Here is a 13,421-nt window from a genome sequence, read left to right on the forward strand (position 1 = left end):
CCTCAGGCGGGGCCGGTCTGCTCCCCACTGACCGTGACGGCCACGACGCCGAGACCGGCATGGGCGGCGAGCACAGCGGGGCAGGGTGCCAGGGAGACCTGCCCCGCCCCGACGGAGAGCTCGAGCCGCTGGACGAGGGATGCGGCCTCCTCCTCGTTGCCGAAGTGGTGCACGGTCAGCAGGACTCCCCCGCCCCGGCGCGCGACGTCCGCCTCGGCCAGTTCCTGCAGCCGCTGGATCCCCCGGGCGGCCGAGCGCATCCGTTCCAGCGGCACCAGGCGCCCGCCCACTACATGGAGGATCACCCGGACGGAGAGCAGCGTCCCGAGCCAGCCGGCGGCGCCGGAGATCCGCCCCCCGCGCCGCAGCTGCTCGAGGTTCGGGACGTAGAAGTAGAGCGCCGACCCGCGCGCCGCGATGGCGGCGGCGGCGGCCGAGGCCTGCAGGTCCCCGCCGCGGCGGGCGGCCGCGAGGGCGGCGAGGGCGGCCCGGCCCTGCGCCATGGCGGCCGTCCGCGTGTCGATGACCTCGACGGGCAGCGCCGCCCGGGAGGCCGCGAGCCGCGCCGCGTCCACCGTCCCGGACAGCAGCCCCGAGAGGTGCACGGAGACGATGCCGTCGTAGCCGTCGTCCTCGAGCCGCCCGTACAGCCTGTCGAACTGACCGGGCGACGGCCGCGAGGTGCGCACGTCCGCCCCGGCGGCGAGGGCCATCATCAGCGGCGCGGTGACGTCGTCGTACTCGCCGGTGAGGATCTCGTCGCCCACGAGCACCGGCATCGGGACCACCTCGATCCCCTCGGCGGGCGCCCCGGGCAGGCGCCAGTCGGGCGGGAAGCCCGCGGCGGAATCGGTGACGACGGCTATGCGCACGGCACGCCGCCGTCCGATCCGCCGTCCGTCGATGCCCGGCTCATCGGGACCCCATCAGGCGGGGACGATGTTGACCAGCTTGGGCGCGCGCACGATGACCGTCCGAACGCCGCGGCCGTCCAGGACACGCTGCACCTGCTCGCTGGCCAGCGCCAGCTCGCGGAGGGCGTCCTCGTCGATGTCCGGCGAGACCGTGAGGCGGTCGCGCACCTTGCCCTGCACCTGCACGACGGCGACGACGGAGTCCTGCGTCAGCAGGCCCGGGTCGACGACGGGCCAGCCCGCCGTGGCCACGGTCGCCTCGTGCCCGAGCCGCTCCCACAGGTCCTCGGCCGTGTAGGGCGCGAAGAGCCCGAGGATGACGGCGACGGCCTCCGCCGCCTCGCGGACGGCCGGATCCCCGCCGCCCACCCCGGAGTCGATCGCCTTCCTCGTCGCGTTGACGAGTTCCATCAGCTTGGCGATGACGACGTTGAACTTGTTGGCCTCCATCAGCTCGGAGGCGTCGGCGACCGTCCGGTGGGTCACGGAGCGCAGCGCCCGGTCACCCGCCGACGGGTCCGCGCCGACGGCGCTCGTCACGTCGCCGCCGAGCCGCCACGCGCGGGCCAGGAACTTCGCGGAGCCCGACGGCGAGACGTCCGCCCAGTCGACGTCGTCCTCCGGCGGCGAGGCGAACACCATGGTGAGCCGGACGGCGTCGACACCGAAGCGGTCGAGCTGCTCGCCGAGATCCACGCCGTTGCCGAGGGACTTGCTCATCGCCTTGCCACCGTTGAGCACCTGGCCCTGGTTGAGCAGCGCGCTGAAGGGTTCCGTGAAGGAGACCATGCCCAGGTCGAACAGGACCTTCGTGAAGAACCGGCTGTAGAGCAGGTGGAGGATGGCGTGCTCGACGCCGCCCACGTACTGTCCCACCGGCAGCCAGCGGTTGACGGCCTCGGTGTCGAACGGTGCGGTGTCCAGGTGGGGGTCGATGAAGCGCAGGTAGTACCAGGAGGAGTCCACGAAGGTGTCCATGGTGTCGGTGTCCCGCCTCGCGGCGCCTCCGCAGGACGGGCATGCCACGTTGACCCATTCCTCGACGGCGGCCAGCGGCGAGGTGCCCTTCGGGGCCAGGGACTCCCCCCGGAGTCCCTCGGGCAGCGTGACCGGCAGCTGCTCGTCGGGGACGGGGACCTCTCCGCAGGTGGGGCAGTGGATGATCGGGATGGGCGTGCCCCAGAAGCGCTGCCGCGACAGCAGCCAGTCGCGCAGCCGGTAGTTGATGGTGTGCTCGCCGGTGCCCTGCGCCTCGATCAGGTCGACGGCGCGGCGGATGGCGGTCGCCTTGTCCAGGCCGGTCAGTTCCCCCGAGTTGACGAGGGTGCCCTCGCCCGTCGTCGCGATCCCGGTGGCGGCGGCGTCCTCGGCGCCGGTGTCGACGACGGTGCGGACGGGCAGGTCGAAGGTCCGTGCGAAGTCGAGGTCGCGCTGGTCGTGCGCGGGGACGGCCATGATCGCGCCGGTGCCGTAGTCGGCCAGCACGTAGTCCGCCGCCCACACGGGCAGCTTCTCGCCGTTGAGGGGGTTGACGGCGTACCGTCCGGTGAAGACGCCCGTCTTCTCCCGCTCGGTGGCCTGCCGCTCGATCTCCGAGAGCCCCTTGACCTGCTCGCGGTACGCGTCGAGGGCGGCGCGGTGCTCCGGGGTGACCAGCTCGAGCGCCAGGTCGGCGTCCGCCGCGACGACGAAGAAGGTGGCCCCGTACAGGGTGTCGGGTCGCGTCGTGAAGACGGCGACGTCGGTGTCCGGAAGATCGCCGTCGGCCCCGATCCGGAAGCGGACGTGGGCCCCCTCGGACCGGCCGATCCAGTTGCGCTGCATGGCGAGCACGCGCTCCGGCCAATGGCCCTTGAGCTGGTCCATGTCGTCGAGCAGGCGGTCCGCGTAGTCCGTGATCTTGAAGTACCACTGGTTCAGGCTCTTCTTGGTGACCAGGGTCCCGCAGCGGTCGCAGGCGCCGTTGATGACCTGCTCGTTCGCCAGCACCGTCTGGTCCTTCGGGCACCAGTTCACCGGCGAGTCCCTGCGGTACGCCAGGCCCTTCTGGAAGAACCGCACGAACAGCCACTGCGTCCAGCGGTAGTACTCCGGGTCCGAGGTGTGCAGCCGGCGGTCCCAGTCCGCGCTGATCGCGTAGCGACGGAAGGAGTTCGCCTGGGTCTCGATGTTCGCGTACGTCCACTCGGCGGGGTGCGCGTTGCGCTTGATCGCCGCGTTCTCGGCCGGGAGACCGAACGAGTCCCAGCCGATCGGGTGCAGGACGTCGAAGCCCTTCTGCCGGTAGAAGCGCGCCGCGACGTCGCCCATGGCGAACGCCTCGGCGTGGCCCATGTGCAGGTCGCCCGACGGGTAGGGGAACATGTCCAGCACGTAGCGCCGCTCGCGCGACCCGTCGTCGGCCGGGGCGAACGCCTGGAGCCTGTCCCAGACCGCCGGCCACTTCGCCTCGATGGCCGTGAAATCGTAGGTGTTGTCGTCCGGCTGAGCGACCTCGGGGTTGCTGCTCACTGTATCTTGGCCTGTCCTGTCGGTGGAACGTGGTTCTGCGGTGATGCGTCGCCGTCCGGCTCGTGCTGCGCCCCGGCGGCCGCTGGCGGCGACGGGGACGGTCCCTGCGCCGGACACACAAAAGCCCCTCGCAGACGGGAGGGGCTGGCCGCACGGCGGAAACCGTGCGGCTACGTAAGGAGCATGGCGCGCAGCATGCCTTCACTTTAGCAGTGCGGGCGGGACGGTGTCCGGCCGCGGTACCGCATGGAGAGGGGATCCCCGGTCCGTCGGACGACGGACCGGGGATCCCCTCGATCCACCCGTGCTAGCGCACGTCCTCGTCGACCCAGTCGAAGGTCTTCGTGACGGCCTTCTTCCACATGCGGAGCTGACGGTCGCGCTCGGCGTCGTCCATCGCCGGATTCCAGCGCTTGTCCTCGGCCCAGTTGGTCGCGAGCTCGTCGGTGTCCTTCCAGAAGCCGACGGCGAGGCCCGCGGCGTAGGCGGCGCCGAGGGCCGTGGTCTCCGTGACCTTCGGACGGATGACCGGGATGCCGAGGATGTCCGCCTGGAACTGCATCAGGGCGTCATTGGCGACCATGCCGCCGTCGACCCTGAGGTCCTCCATGTTCACCCCGGAGTCGGCGTTGGCCGCGTCCAGCACCTCGCGGGTCTGGAAAGCCGTCGCCTCCAGTGCGGCACGGGCGATGTGACCCTTGTTCACGAAGCGGGTCAGGCCGACGATCGCGCCGCGGGCATCGGAACGCCAGTACGGTGCGAAGAGGCCGGAGAACGCGGGGACGATGTAGACGCCGCCGTTGTCCTCGACCGTCGTCGCGAGCTGCTCCACCTCGGGCGCGCTCTTGATGATGCCCAGGTTGTCCCGGAGCCACTGGATCAGCGAACCGGTGACGGCGATCGACCCTTCGAGCGCGTAGACCGGCTTCGCGTCCCCGAGCTTGTAGCAGACGGTCGTCAGCAGGCCGTTCTTCGAGTGGACGATCTCCTCGCCGGTGTTGACGATCATGAAGTTGCCGGTGCCGTAGGTGTTCTTCGCACCGCCCTTCTCGAAGGCGGCCTGGCCGAACGTCGCGGCCTGCTGGTCGCCGAGGATGCCGGCGACCGGCACCTCGCGGAGGAGCTGCGAGGTGTGGACGGTGCCGTAGACCTCCGAGGAGGACTTGATCTCGGGCATCATCGAGCGCGGGACCCCGAAGTCGGCGAGGATCGACTCGTCCCAGGACAGCGTCTCGAGGTCCATGAACAGCGTGCGGGAGGCGTTGGTGACGTCGGTGATGTGCACGCCGCCGTCGGTGCCGCCCGTCAGGTTCCAGGTGACCCACGAGTCGGTGTTGCCGAACAGGAGGTCGCCCGCCTCGGCCTTCGCACGCGCACCCTCGACGTTGTCGAGGATCCACTTGATCTTGGTGCCGGAGAAGTAGGTGGCCAGCGGGAGGCCGACCTTGGCCTTGTAGCGCTCGACGCCGCCGTCCTGGGCGAGCTCGTCGACGATGTTCTGGGTCCGTGTGTCCTGCCAGACGATGGCGTTGTACACGGCCTGGCCGGTGGTCCTGTCCCAGACGACGGCGGTCTCACGCTGGTTGGTGATGCCGACGGCGGCGATGTCGTGCCGGGTGAGGTTGGCCTTCGCCAACGCGTTGCCGATGACCTCGCGGGTGTTGTTCCAGATCTCGGCGGGGTCGTGCTCCACCCAGCCGGCCTTCGGGAAGATCTGCTCGTGCTCCTTCTGCCCGGAGGACACGATATCGCCCTTGTGGTCGAACACGATGGCCCTGCTGGAAGTGGTGCCCTGGTCGATGGCGATGACGTACTGCTGCGACATGTCTTACTCCTTCATTGGATGACGACGTGGAGAAGCGGGCGGCCCTGGGGCCGCCCGAGGCGATGCTCCCTAGGCTGCGGGCGGGAAAGAGACGTACTGGATGACGATGCCTGCGAGGACGCCGCCGATGATCGGCCCGACGACCGGGACCCACGCGTAGCCCCAGTCGCTGCCGCCCTTGCCCTTGATGGGCAGCAGGGCGTGGGCGATACGGGGGCCGAGGTCGCGGTTCGGGTTGATGGCGTAGCCCGTGGGACCACCGAGCGAGGCGCCGATGCCGACGACGAGGAGTGCGACGGCGAGCGGGCCGAGACCGGACGGGGTACTGCCGAAGGACAGGATCACGAACACGAGGACGAAGGTGCCGATGATCTCGGTGACGAGGTTCCAGCCGTAGTTCCGGATGGCGGGACCGGTCGAGAAGACGCCGAGCTTGTTGGCGGGCTCGGGCTCCTCGTCGAAGTGCTGCTTGTAGGCGAGCCAGCAGAAGACGGCGCCGAGGATGGAGCCGAGCATCTGTGCGGCGAGGTAGCCCATGGCGTTGACGAAGTCCTTGTCGACGCCGGGGGCGAACTCGGCGACGTCGGAGTTGACCCAGAGGCCCATTGTGACGGCGAAGTTCAGGTGGGCGCCGGACAGCGCGGCGACGTAGACACCGGCGAAGACGGCGAGCCCCCACCCGAAGTTGACCATGAGAAAACCGCCGTTGTTGCCCTTGGTCCGGGCGAGCGCGACGTTCGCGACCACCCCGGTACCGAGCAACAGCAGCATGAATGTGCCGAATGTTTCGGCTACGAATACGTCCAGAGACATCTTTGACTCCTTTGTCTATTCACTTGTCGAAGGGTGCCGCCGCCTCGACGGCACCCGTTCGCTTCCCCCCGGCAACCACTGCCGTTGGCACTGCACCGCTGCTGGAAGCTGCGGTTCGACCCCGATGCGGCGGGTGCCGCTACGGCGTCAAGTTCTTGACGTGCACCCGGTGCGCGTCCGCGAGGACCTTCTCGGCGAGCTTGACCTCGGATGCGGATCGCGCTGCATCCCATCCGAGCAGGGGCGCCAGGGTGTCGGCGAGTTCCGCGAGCAGCTCGCCGGTGACGAGTCCCCGGAAGGCGAGCGATGTACGGCGGATCAGGACGTCGATCAGGTGGCCGATCTGCTCGTTCTCCACCATGTAGGCGAGTTCGCGCGTGCTCAGCTCCTTCGTGGAATTGAACACCCTGTCGGGGCCCGCAGTCACGTATTCGATGACGTCCGTGGCGCGTGTCCCGTAGCGGGTCAGCAGCACCTCGACGCGGGCCTCGTCGACTCCGGGGCGCACGGCCTTCCTGACCCAGGCACGCTCGGCGGCCTCGTCGGTCGGGAAGTCCAGGCCCCCGCCGATCGCCACACCCGCCGTCGAGGTCCTGCGCGTGGCGCCGAGGGCGGCCAGGGTCTCGTCGGTGAGGTGCTCCGACAGTGCGCGGAACGTGGTCCACTTGCCGCCGACGAGGCTCAGCGTCGTGACCTTCCGGTCGCCGAGCTTCTCCTCGCGCTTCTCGATGCGGTAGTCCCGCGAGACGAAACCGGGCTGCGTCTCGTCATGCCGCGGCAGGGGGCGCACACCCGAGAAGCTGTAGACGATGTCCTCGTTGGAGACCTTGATGTCCGGGAAGACGTGCCCGATCAGCTCGAAGAAGTAGTCGATCTCCTCGTCGGTGCACACGGCCTGCTCGTTGACGTCCACGTCGATGTCCGTGGTACCGACCAGGACGCGATCGCCCATGGGGTAGATCAGGACGATCCGCCCGTCGACGTGTTCGAAGAAGATCTCGGTGCCGTTGCAGGCCTTGAGCAGCTCAGGGTGGTCCAGCACGATGTGCGAGCCCTTGGTGCCGCCCATGAAGCGGGTCTCCGTGCCGAGGGTGGCGTTGGTTCCGTCGGTCCACGCGCCGGTGGCGTTGACGACGACGTCGGCCTGGAAGGAGAAGGTCTCGCCGGTGAGCTCGTCGCGCAGCAGCACGCCGTCCTCGCCCGTGCCGATGGCGCTGACGTAGTTCGCGGCGCGGGCGGCCGGGTTGGCGACCTTCCCGTCGCGCAGGACGTCGAGGGTCAGGCGCTCGGGGTTGTGCACCGAGGCGTCGAAGTAGGTCGCCGCGTACTTGATGTCCTTGCGGACGTCGGGCATCGCGGCGAGGGCCTTCTTGCGGCCGACGAACGAGTGGCGGGGGACGTTGCCGCCGTCGCGCGAGAAGAAGTCGTACATGGTGAGACCGGCCTTGATGAGCACGGCGCCGCGCTCGACCTGCTTGCCCTGGCGGTGCGTCAGGAAGCGCATGGGAGCGGAGAGGATGCCCGAGAACGTCGTGTAGATCGGGATGGTGGTCTGCAGGGGCTTCACGTAGTGGGGGGCGATGCGCATGAGTGCGTTGCGCTCGACGACGGACTCCTGGACCAGGCGGAACTCGCCGTTCTCGAGATACCGGATGCCTCCGTGGATCATGTGCGAGGACGCGCCAGATGCGCCCTGGCAGTAGTCGCCGCGCTCGACGAGCGCGACATCGATCCCCTGGAGTGCGAGGTCGCGGAACGTACCGACCCCGTTGATGCCGCCACCGATGATCAGGACCGTTGCCCGGGGGGTGTCCCGGAGCTCCTGCACCACCTTGCGGGTCGATGTCATCGTGCCTTCACCGTTGATCCGGTCGGCTGGAATGCTCAAGGTACTACTCCGTAACGTCAATGTCGGGATTGGTTACTGCACTCCTCATTCTTCGAGCACTGGGAATAGCAGTCAACCGCATTGCACAAACGTGCAGCCGGGGTCACACTGACGGAATGACGACGACGAGGGGCAGTATCGAGGCGGACGAGCCGGCACGGGAGCGCTCGCCGGGGTCCCGGTCCCGGGACGCCCTGAGGGCCGCCCAGATGTACTACCTGCAGGACCTGACCATGAACGCCATCGCCCGGGAACTGCGCACGTCGCGGTCCACCGTGTCACGGCTCCTCTCGATGGCCCGGGAGACCGGGCTGGTGCAGATCCAGGTCAACAATCCGTCCGAGCGGGCGCCCGCACTGGAGCAGCAGATCCGGCGCCGCTTCGCCGTGGAGGCGCATGTGGTGCCGGTGGCGGATTCCGTGAACGACTCCGAGGTGCTCGACCGCGTGGCGATCCAGGCGGCCAGGACCATCGGGCCGCTCGTCGACTCCAACGCGATCATCGGCGTCGCCTGGGGCTCGACGCTCAGCGCGGTCAGCCACCATCTCACGCGCAAGCAGACCCATGACAGCACGATCGTCCAGCTCAACGGGGCAGGCAACACCCAGACCACCGGCATCACGTATGCGAGCGAGATCCTGCGCCGCTTCGGGCAGGCCTACGGGGCCCGCGTGGAGCAGTTCCCCGTGCCCGCGTTCTTCGACCACGCGGAGACGAAGACGGCGATGTGGGACGAGCGCAGTGTCCGGCGCATCCTCGATCTGCAGCGCCGGATGACCATGGCGATCTTCGGTGTCGGTTCCATCGGTGCGGGGGTCCCCAGCCACGTGTACAGCGGCGGGTACCTCGACCGCGAGGACCTCGACACCCTGGAGAGGGACGAAGTGGTCGGGGACGTGGCCACCATGTTCTTCAGGGCCGATGGCAGCCACCGCGACATCCTCCTGAACGGGCGCAGCACGGGACCGGACCTCGACGCCCTGAGCCGGGTCCGGCGGCGCATCTGCGTGGTGTCCGGCGAGTCGAAGATCGACGGCCTGCGCGGCGCCCTTGCCGCGGGCCTCGCGACGGACCTCATCCTCGACGAGGGATCGGCCCGCCGCCTCCTGCACGCCTGACCGGCTGCACGCCCGGACCGCGCACCGATCGCCCGTGCAGCAGGCGGCCCCCGGGCCGGTCCGGCTAGAGCGTGAGGACGATCTTCCCGCGGACCTTTCCCGACGCGAGATGGTCCAGGGCCTGGGCGGCCTCGCCGAGCGCGAACGTCCGGTCGATGCTGGGCACGATCGCGCCGGCGTCGATCAGGGGCAGGAGCCGCTCGAGGCCGTCCGCCCGGACGAGGGCCAGCAGCGTCGTCAGCCTCTGCGGAACGAACGGGGACAGCGCGAGCGCGGCGAACTGCCGGTGCAGGCCGCCCGTGAACCGGCCGCCCCCTTCCCCTCCGACGATGACCGCGGTGCCCCTGCGGGTGAGGGATCGGCGGAGGCGCGCCACCGAGGGGTTCCCGCCGATGTCGAGGACCACGTCGTAGGCCTCCCGCCCGTCCGCGAAGTCCCCGGACTCGTAGTCGACGGCGCGGTCCGCACCCAGGGCGAGCACGTAGTCGCGCTTCGCGCCGCTGCAGACCGCTGTGACGTGCGCTCCCGCCGCCTTCGCGAGCTGGACGGCGTAGCTGCCGACACCGCCGGAGGCGCCGAGGATCAGCACCTGCTGGCCCTCGACGACGCGTCCGACGTCCTGCACCGCCTTCAGGGCGGTGACCGCCGACACCGGGACGGCCGCCGCCTGGGTGAAGGACAGGCCCGCCGGCTTGTGCGCGAGGGACTGCTCCGAGGCGGCGGCGTAGTCGGCGAAGGTGCTCCGCCCGCCGCCGAAGACGTCGTCGCCGACGGCGAAGCGCGTGACCTGTGCGCCGACCGCGACCACGACGCCCGCGAGATCCGTGCCGGGGACGGGATGTTTGGGGCGACGCAGACCGAAGGCGAGCCGTCCCAGGTAGGGCAGGCCGGTCATGGTGTGCCAGACCCCCCTGTCGACACCCGCCGCCCGCACCTGCACCAGCACCTCGTCCTCGGCGATGTCCGGCACCGGGACCTCGCCGAGGTGCAGCACGTCCGGTCCACCGAAGACGTCCTGCAGGACGGCCCGCATGGTCCCCGTCGTCGTCGCGCGCCTGCCAGGGAATCGCCGCATGACCGCCTCCTCCGGGCCGCGCACGGTGCGCTGTCCCGATTGCGGGACAGCGTATCCCCGGCCGCAGGACACAGGGCGCCCCGCGCGGAGGCGTCCGCGGCGCCACGGGCCCCGCAGCCTCGGTAGAGTTCCCCCATGATCTCCTCCGTCCCCCGCGCGCCGCTCGCCGATGGCCGTTCGATCGACGTCATCGGGTACGGCGTCTACAAGGTGCCGCCCGCGGACACCGCGGCACTGTGCTCGACGGCGCTCGACACGGGGTACCGGCTCCTCGACACGGCGGCCCTGTACGGCAACGAGGACGGCGTCGGCGCCGCCGCACGGGCCTACCCCGGCGAGCGCGAGGACCTCTTCATCACCTCCAAGGTGTGGAACGACGACCACGGGTACGACGCCACCCTCCGGGCCTTCGACGCCAGCCTGCGGCTGCTGGGCCTCGAGTACCTCGACCTGTACCTCATCCACTGGCCCTGCCCGTCCAGGGACCTGTACGTCGATTCCTGGCGGGCCCTCGAACGGCTCCGGGCCGACGGGCGCGTCCGGTCCATCGGCGTCTCCAACTTCCAGCAGGCCCACCTCGAGCGCCTGCTCGCCGAGACCGGGGTGGTCCCGGTCCTCAACCAGATCGAACTGCACCCCTACCTGCAGCAGCGCGCGCTCCGCTCCTTCCACGAGCAGCACGGCATCGCGACGCAGGCCTGGAGCCCGCTCGGGCGCGGCAACGTCCTCACCGATCCGGTCATCGCCCGGATCGCGGACGAGCTGGGACGCACGCCCGCGCAGGTGATCCTGCGGTGGCACCTGCAGCACGGCATCCTGACCATCCCGAAGGCCAGCTCGCGCGAGCGGATCAGCTCCAACCTGGACATCTTCGGGTTCCGGCTCGACGACGGCCGGGTCGCGGCACTCGACGCGCTGGAGCGCGACCAGCGCTTCGGCTCGCACCCTGACAGGGTGGGCTGATGCGGCAGGCCGTCGTGCACACCCTGGCATGGGAGGGCACCCTCCAGCGCGTCTGGGACTTCCCGGCGATCGAGGCGCCCGGCGCCCCGCAGGGCCCGCCGATCGTCATGGTGCACGGGTTCCGCGGCGACCACCACGGGCTGCTGCGCCTCGTGGAGGAACTGCCCCGCCACCGCGTCCTCCTGCCGGACCTGCCCGGCTTCGGCCAGGGCGAGGAACTGCCCGGTACGCACGACGTCGGCGCCTACGCGCGCTTCATCACCGACTGCTCGCGGCGCCTCGCCCCGGAGCCCCGTGTGCTGCTCGGGCATTCGTTCGGCTCGATCGTCGCGGCGGAGGCCGTGGCGCTCGCTCCGGACCTCGCGGCCGCCCTGATCCTGGTCAACCCCATCAGCGCCCCCGCCCTCGAAGGACCGAGCCGCACCGCGTCCCGTGTCGCGGAGGCCTACTACGTGGCAGCGGACCGCCTGCCCGAGGCCGCGGGCCGGGCCCTGCTCTCCCACCCCGCGATCGTCCGCGGCATGAGCGCCTTCATGGCCAAGACGACGGACCGGGCGCTCCGCCGCTGGATCCACGACCAGCACCGCGCCTACTTCAGCTCCTTCGCCAGCCGCCGGGTGGTCCTCGAGGCCTTCCGCGCCTCCATCTCCGGGACCGTCCGCGATCGCGCCCGCGCACTGGAGCCGCCCGTCCTGCTCGTCGCCGCGGCGGAGGACGACATCGGGTCGGTGGAGAGCCAGCGGGAGCTCGCCGCGCTCATCCCTACGGCGACCCTCGAGATCCTCCCCGCCGTCGGCCACCTCGTCCACTACGAGAAGCCGCGCGAGGCGGCACTCCTGATCGGGAAATTCCTGGAGGCCGTCCCCGCATGAGGATCCTCTTCGACGCCCGCTTCACCCGTACCGACCACCACGACGGCATCAGCCGGTACGGGGCGAGCCTGATCGCCGCGCTCGCCGCGACCGACGACGTCGTGATGCTCATCAGCGACCGCCGCCAGCTCGCCCTCTTGCCGGAGGTCCCGCACGTGCTGATCAACAGCCCGCTCTCCCCCGCGGAGCTGTTCGTCGCGGCACGCATCAACCGGCTGGAGCCCGACGTCGTCGTCTGCCCGATGCAGACCATGGGCTCCTGGGGCCGCCGGTACCCCCTGGTGCTCACGCTGCACGACCTGATCTACTACCAGAATCCGGCGCCCCCGTCCTTCCTGCCGCTGCCGGTGCGCGCGCTCTGGCGGCTCTACCACCTCGCCTACTGGCCCCAGCGGCTGCTGCTGGACCGGGCGGACGTCGTCGCCACGATCTCCGCGACGACGGCGGAGCTGATGCGCCGCCACCGGCTGACCCGGCGGCCCGTCCTGCTCGTGGGCAACGCACCCCAGCCGACGCGGCGGCGCCGCGACCCCGCCGCGCCGCGGTCCGCGTCGCTGCTCTACATGGGTTCCTTCATGCCGTACAAGAACGTCGAGACGATCGTCCGCGCCATGGAGGCCCTCCCCGGGCACACACTGCACCTGCTGAGCAGGATCTCGCCCGCACGCCGGTCGGAGCTCGAGGCGCTCGTCCCCGCGGCGGGGCGCGTGGTCTTCCACGACGGCGTCACCGACGCCGAGTACGAGGATCTCCTCGGTGGGTCGACCGCGCTCGTGACCCTCTCCCGGGCCGAGGGCTACGGCCTCCCGCTCATCGAGGCGATGGCGGCCGGCACTCCCGTGATCGCCAGCGACATCCCGATCTTCCGCGAGGTCGGCGGGACAGCGGCCCTGTTCGTGGACCCCGACGATCCCGGTGCGCTCGCGGACGCCGTCCGGTCCCTCGACGATCCCGGCCGCTGGGCCGAGGCCTCCCGCGCGGGGCTGGAGCAGGCGGCGACGTACTCGTGGGCGGAATCCGCCGACCAGCTCCGGGACGCCTGCCGCCGCGCCGTCGGGGAGTTCACGCGCCGCCGGACCCCGCGCCCCTTCCGCGCGTCGTCCCGTGCGTCGTCCCGTGCGTCGTTCCGTGCGTCGTCCGGACGAAGCGGCCCATGACGGACCTGCAGTGCCCGGCCACGGCGATCCTCCTCGACGCAGGCGCCGAGCCGCCGCCCTGGCTGGGCCGCCACAGGCTCGCCGCCCGTTTCGATCTGGCGGATCCCTGCGACGTGGCGGCCGTCGTCGAGGAGACGGCGGACCGCTTCCGGGGCGAGACGTTCGCCATCGCCGCGCCGGCCGACGCCATCGCGCTCGCCCTCCGCCGCCGGGGGCTGCCGGGCGGGCCGCCACTCCTGGTGGACGTCGACTCGGACGGCTGGCGCCTCGCGCCCTGACCGGCGG

General features: G+C 70.7%; 11 protein-coding genes. 5 read left to right on the top strand and 6 right to left on the bottom strand.

Annotation, left to right across the window (positions count from 1 at the left end; genetic code table 11):
- Nucleotides 1-2: 2 nt before the first annotated feature.
- From MWM45_RS09290 to MWM45_RS09310, 5 genes are all read right to left on the bottom strand, one after another.
- Nucleotides 3-872 carry a DegV family protein gene (locus MWM45_RS09290; RefSeq protein WP_247826212.1) on the bottom strand — a complete coding sequence of 290 codons (870 nt, stop codon included), beginning with the start codon at nucleotides 870-872 and terminating at the stop codon, nucleotides 3-5.
- A gap of 54 nt (nucleotides 873-926) precedes the next feature.
- The gene (gene leuS / locus MWM45_RS09295) at nucleotides 927-3,425 is read right to left on the bottom strand and encodes a leucine--tRNA ligase (protein ID WP_247826213.1); all 2,499 of its coding nucleotides are present in this window, start codon (nucleotides 3,423-3,425) and stop codon (nucleotides 927-929) included.
- Between the two features lie 307 nt (nucleotides 3,426-3,732).
- Nucleotides 3,733-5,250 (bottom strand): glycerol kinase GlpK, encoded by a 1,518-nt coding sequence (gene glpK / locus MWM45_RS09300; protein WP_043445494.1) that lies wholly within the window; start codon nucleotides 5,248-5,250, stop codon nucleotides 3,733-3,735.
- Between the two features lie 69 nt (nucleotides 5,251-5,319).
- Complete coding sequence (locus MWM45_RS09305) at nucleotides 5,320-6,063, bottom strand: MIP/aquaporin family protein (protein ID WP_247826214.1); 744 nt, start codon at nucleotides 6,061-6,063, stop codon at nucleotides 5,320-5,322.
- Between the two features lie 139 nt (nucleotides 6,064-6,202).
- Nucleotides 6,203-7,912, bottom strand: coding sequence for a glycerol-3-phosphate dehydrogenase/oxidase (locus tag MWM45_RS09310; RefSeq protein ID WP_247826215.1), 1,710 nt, complete (start codon nucleotides 7,910-7,912; stop codon nucleotides 6,203-6,205).
- Nucleotides 7,913-8,067: 155 nt separating this feature from the next.
- On the opposite strand from MWM45_RS09310, the gene MWM45_RS09315 reads away from it, so the two are divergent.
- A complete protein-coding gene (locus MWM45_RS09315; RefSeq protein WP_052274316.1) occupies nucleotides 8,068-9,069 on the top strand; it encodes a sugar-binding transcriptional regulator in 1,002 nt (333 codons plus the stop codon).
- Between the two features lie 64 nt (nucleotides 9,070-9,133).
- Here MWM45_RS09315 and MWM45_RS09320 read toward each other — a convergent pair whose 3' ends face one another.
- Nucleotides 9,134-10,144: an NAD(P)-dependent alcohol dehydrogenase gene (locus MWM45_RS09320; protein ID WP_247826216.1), complete on the bottom strand. Its 1,011-nt coding sequence runs from the start codon at nucleotides 10,142-10,144 to the stop codon at nucleotides 9,134-9,136.
- A 138-nt stretch (nucleotides 10,145-10,282) separates the two neighbouring features.
- Here MWM45_RS09320 and MWM45_RS09325 point away from each other — a divergent pair, with 138 nt between their 5' ends.
- The 4 genes from MWM45_RS09325 to MWM45_RS09340 are packed head-to-tail and all read left to right on the top strand — an operon-like array spanning nucleotide 10,283 to nucleotide 13,414.
- Nucleotides 10,283-11,107 carry an aldo/keto reductase gene (locus MWM45_RS09325; RefSeq protein WP_247829189.1) on the top strand — a complete coding sequence of 275 codons (825 nt, stop codon included), beginning with the start codon at nucleotides 10,283-10,285 and terminating at the stop codon, nucleotides 11,105-11,107.
- Nucleotides 11,107-11,979 carry an alpha/beta fold hydrolase gene (locus MWM45_RS09330; RefSeq protein WP_247826217.1) on the top strand — a complete coding sequence of 291 codons (873 nt, stop codon included), beginning with the start codon at nucleotides 11,107-11,109 and terminating at the stop codon, nucleotides 11,977-11,979. The genes MWM45_RS09325 and MWM45_RS09330 overlap by 1 nt, the downstream gene beginning before the upstream one ends.
- Entirely contained in the window at nucleotides 11,976-13,136 is a 1,161-nt protein-coding gene (locus tag MWM45_RS09335; RefSeq protein ID WP_247826218.1) for a glycosyltransferase family 4 protein, read from the top strand. Before MWM45_RS09330 ends, MWM45_RS09335 begins: the two co-directional genes overlap by 4 nt.
- Nucleotides 13,133-13,414 (top strand): hypothetical protein, encoded by a 282-nt coding sequence (locus MWM45_RS09340; RefSeq protein ID WP_247826219.1) that lies wholly within the window; start codon nucleotides 13,133-13,135, stop codon nucleotides 13,412-13,414. Before MWM45_RS09335 ends, MWM45_RS09340 begins: the two co-directional genes overlap by 4 nt.
- Nucleotides 13,415-13,421 lie beyond the last annotated feature (7 nt).

The sequence above is a fragment of the Arthrobacter antioxidans genome, from assembly GCF_023100725.1.
Taxonomy (GTDB): Bacteria; Actinomycetota; Actinomycetes; order Actinomycetales; family Micrococcaceae; genus Arthrobacter_D; species Arthrobacter_D antioxidans.

What these genes read in the sequence shown, in the direction of transcription:
- MWM45_RS09340 (WP_247826219.1), top strand. Translation starts at nt 13,133, where the DNA reads ATGACGGACCTGCAGTGCCCGGCCACGGCGATCCTCCTCGACGCAGGC.
- MWM45_RS09320 (WP_247826216.1), bottom strand. Translation starts at nt 10,144, where the DNA reads ATGCGGCGATTCCCTGGCAGGCGCGCGACGACGACGGGGACCATGCGG.
- MWM45_RS09315 (WP_052274316.1), top strand. Translation starts at nt 8,068, where the DNA reads ATGACGACGACGAGGGGCAGTATCGAGGCGGACGAGCCGGCACGGGAG.
- MWM45_RS09310 (WP_247826215.1), bottom strand. Translation starts at nt 7,912, where the DNA reads ATGACATCGACCCGCAAGGTGGTGCAGGAGCTCCGGGACACCCCCCGG.
- MWM45_RS09335 (WP_247826218.1), top strand. Translation starts at nt 11,976, where the DNA reads ATGAGGATCCTCTTCGACGCCCGCTTCACCCGTACCGACCACCACGAC.
- glpK (WP_043445494.1), bottom strand. Translation starts at nt 5,250, where the DNA reads ATGTCGCAGCAGTACGTCATCGCCATCGACCAGGGCACCACTTCCAGC.
- MWM45_RS09305 (WP_247826214.1), bottom strand. Translation starts at nt 6,063, where the DNA reads ATGTCTCTGGACGTATTCGTAGCCGAAACATTCGGCACATTCATGCTG.
- MWM45_RS09330 (WP_247826217.1), top strand. Translation starts at nt 11,107, where the DNA reads ATGCGGCAGGCCGTCGTGCACACCCTGGCATGGGAGGGCACCCTCCAG.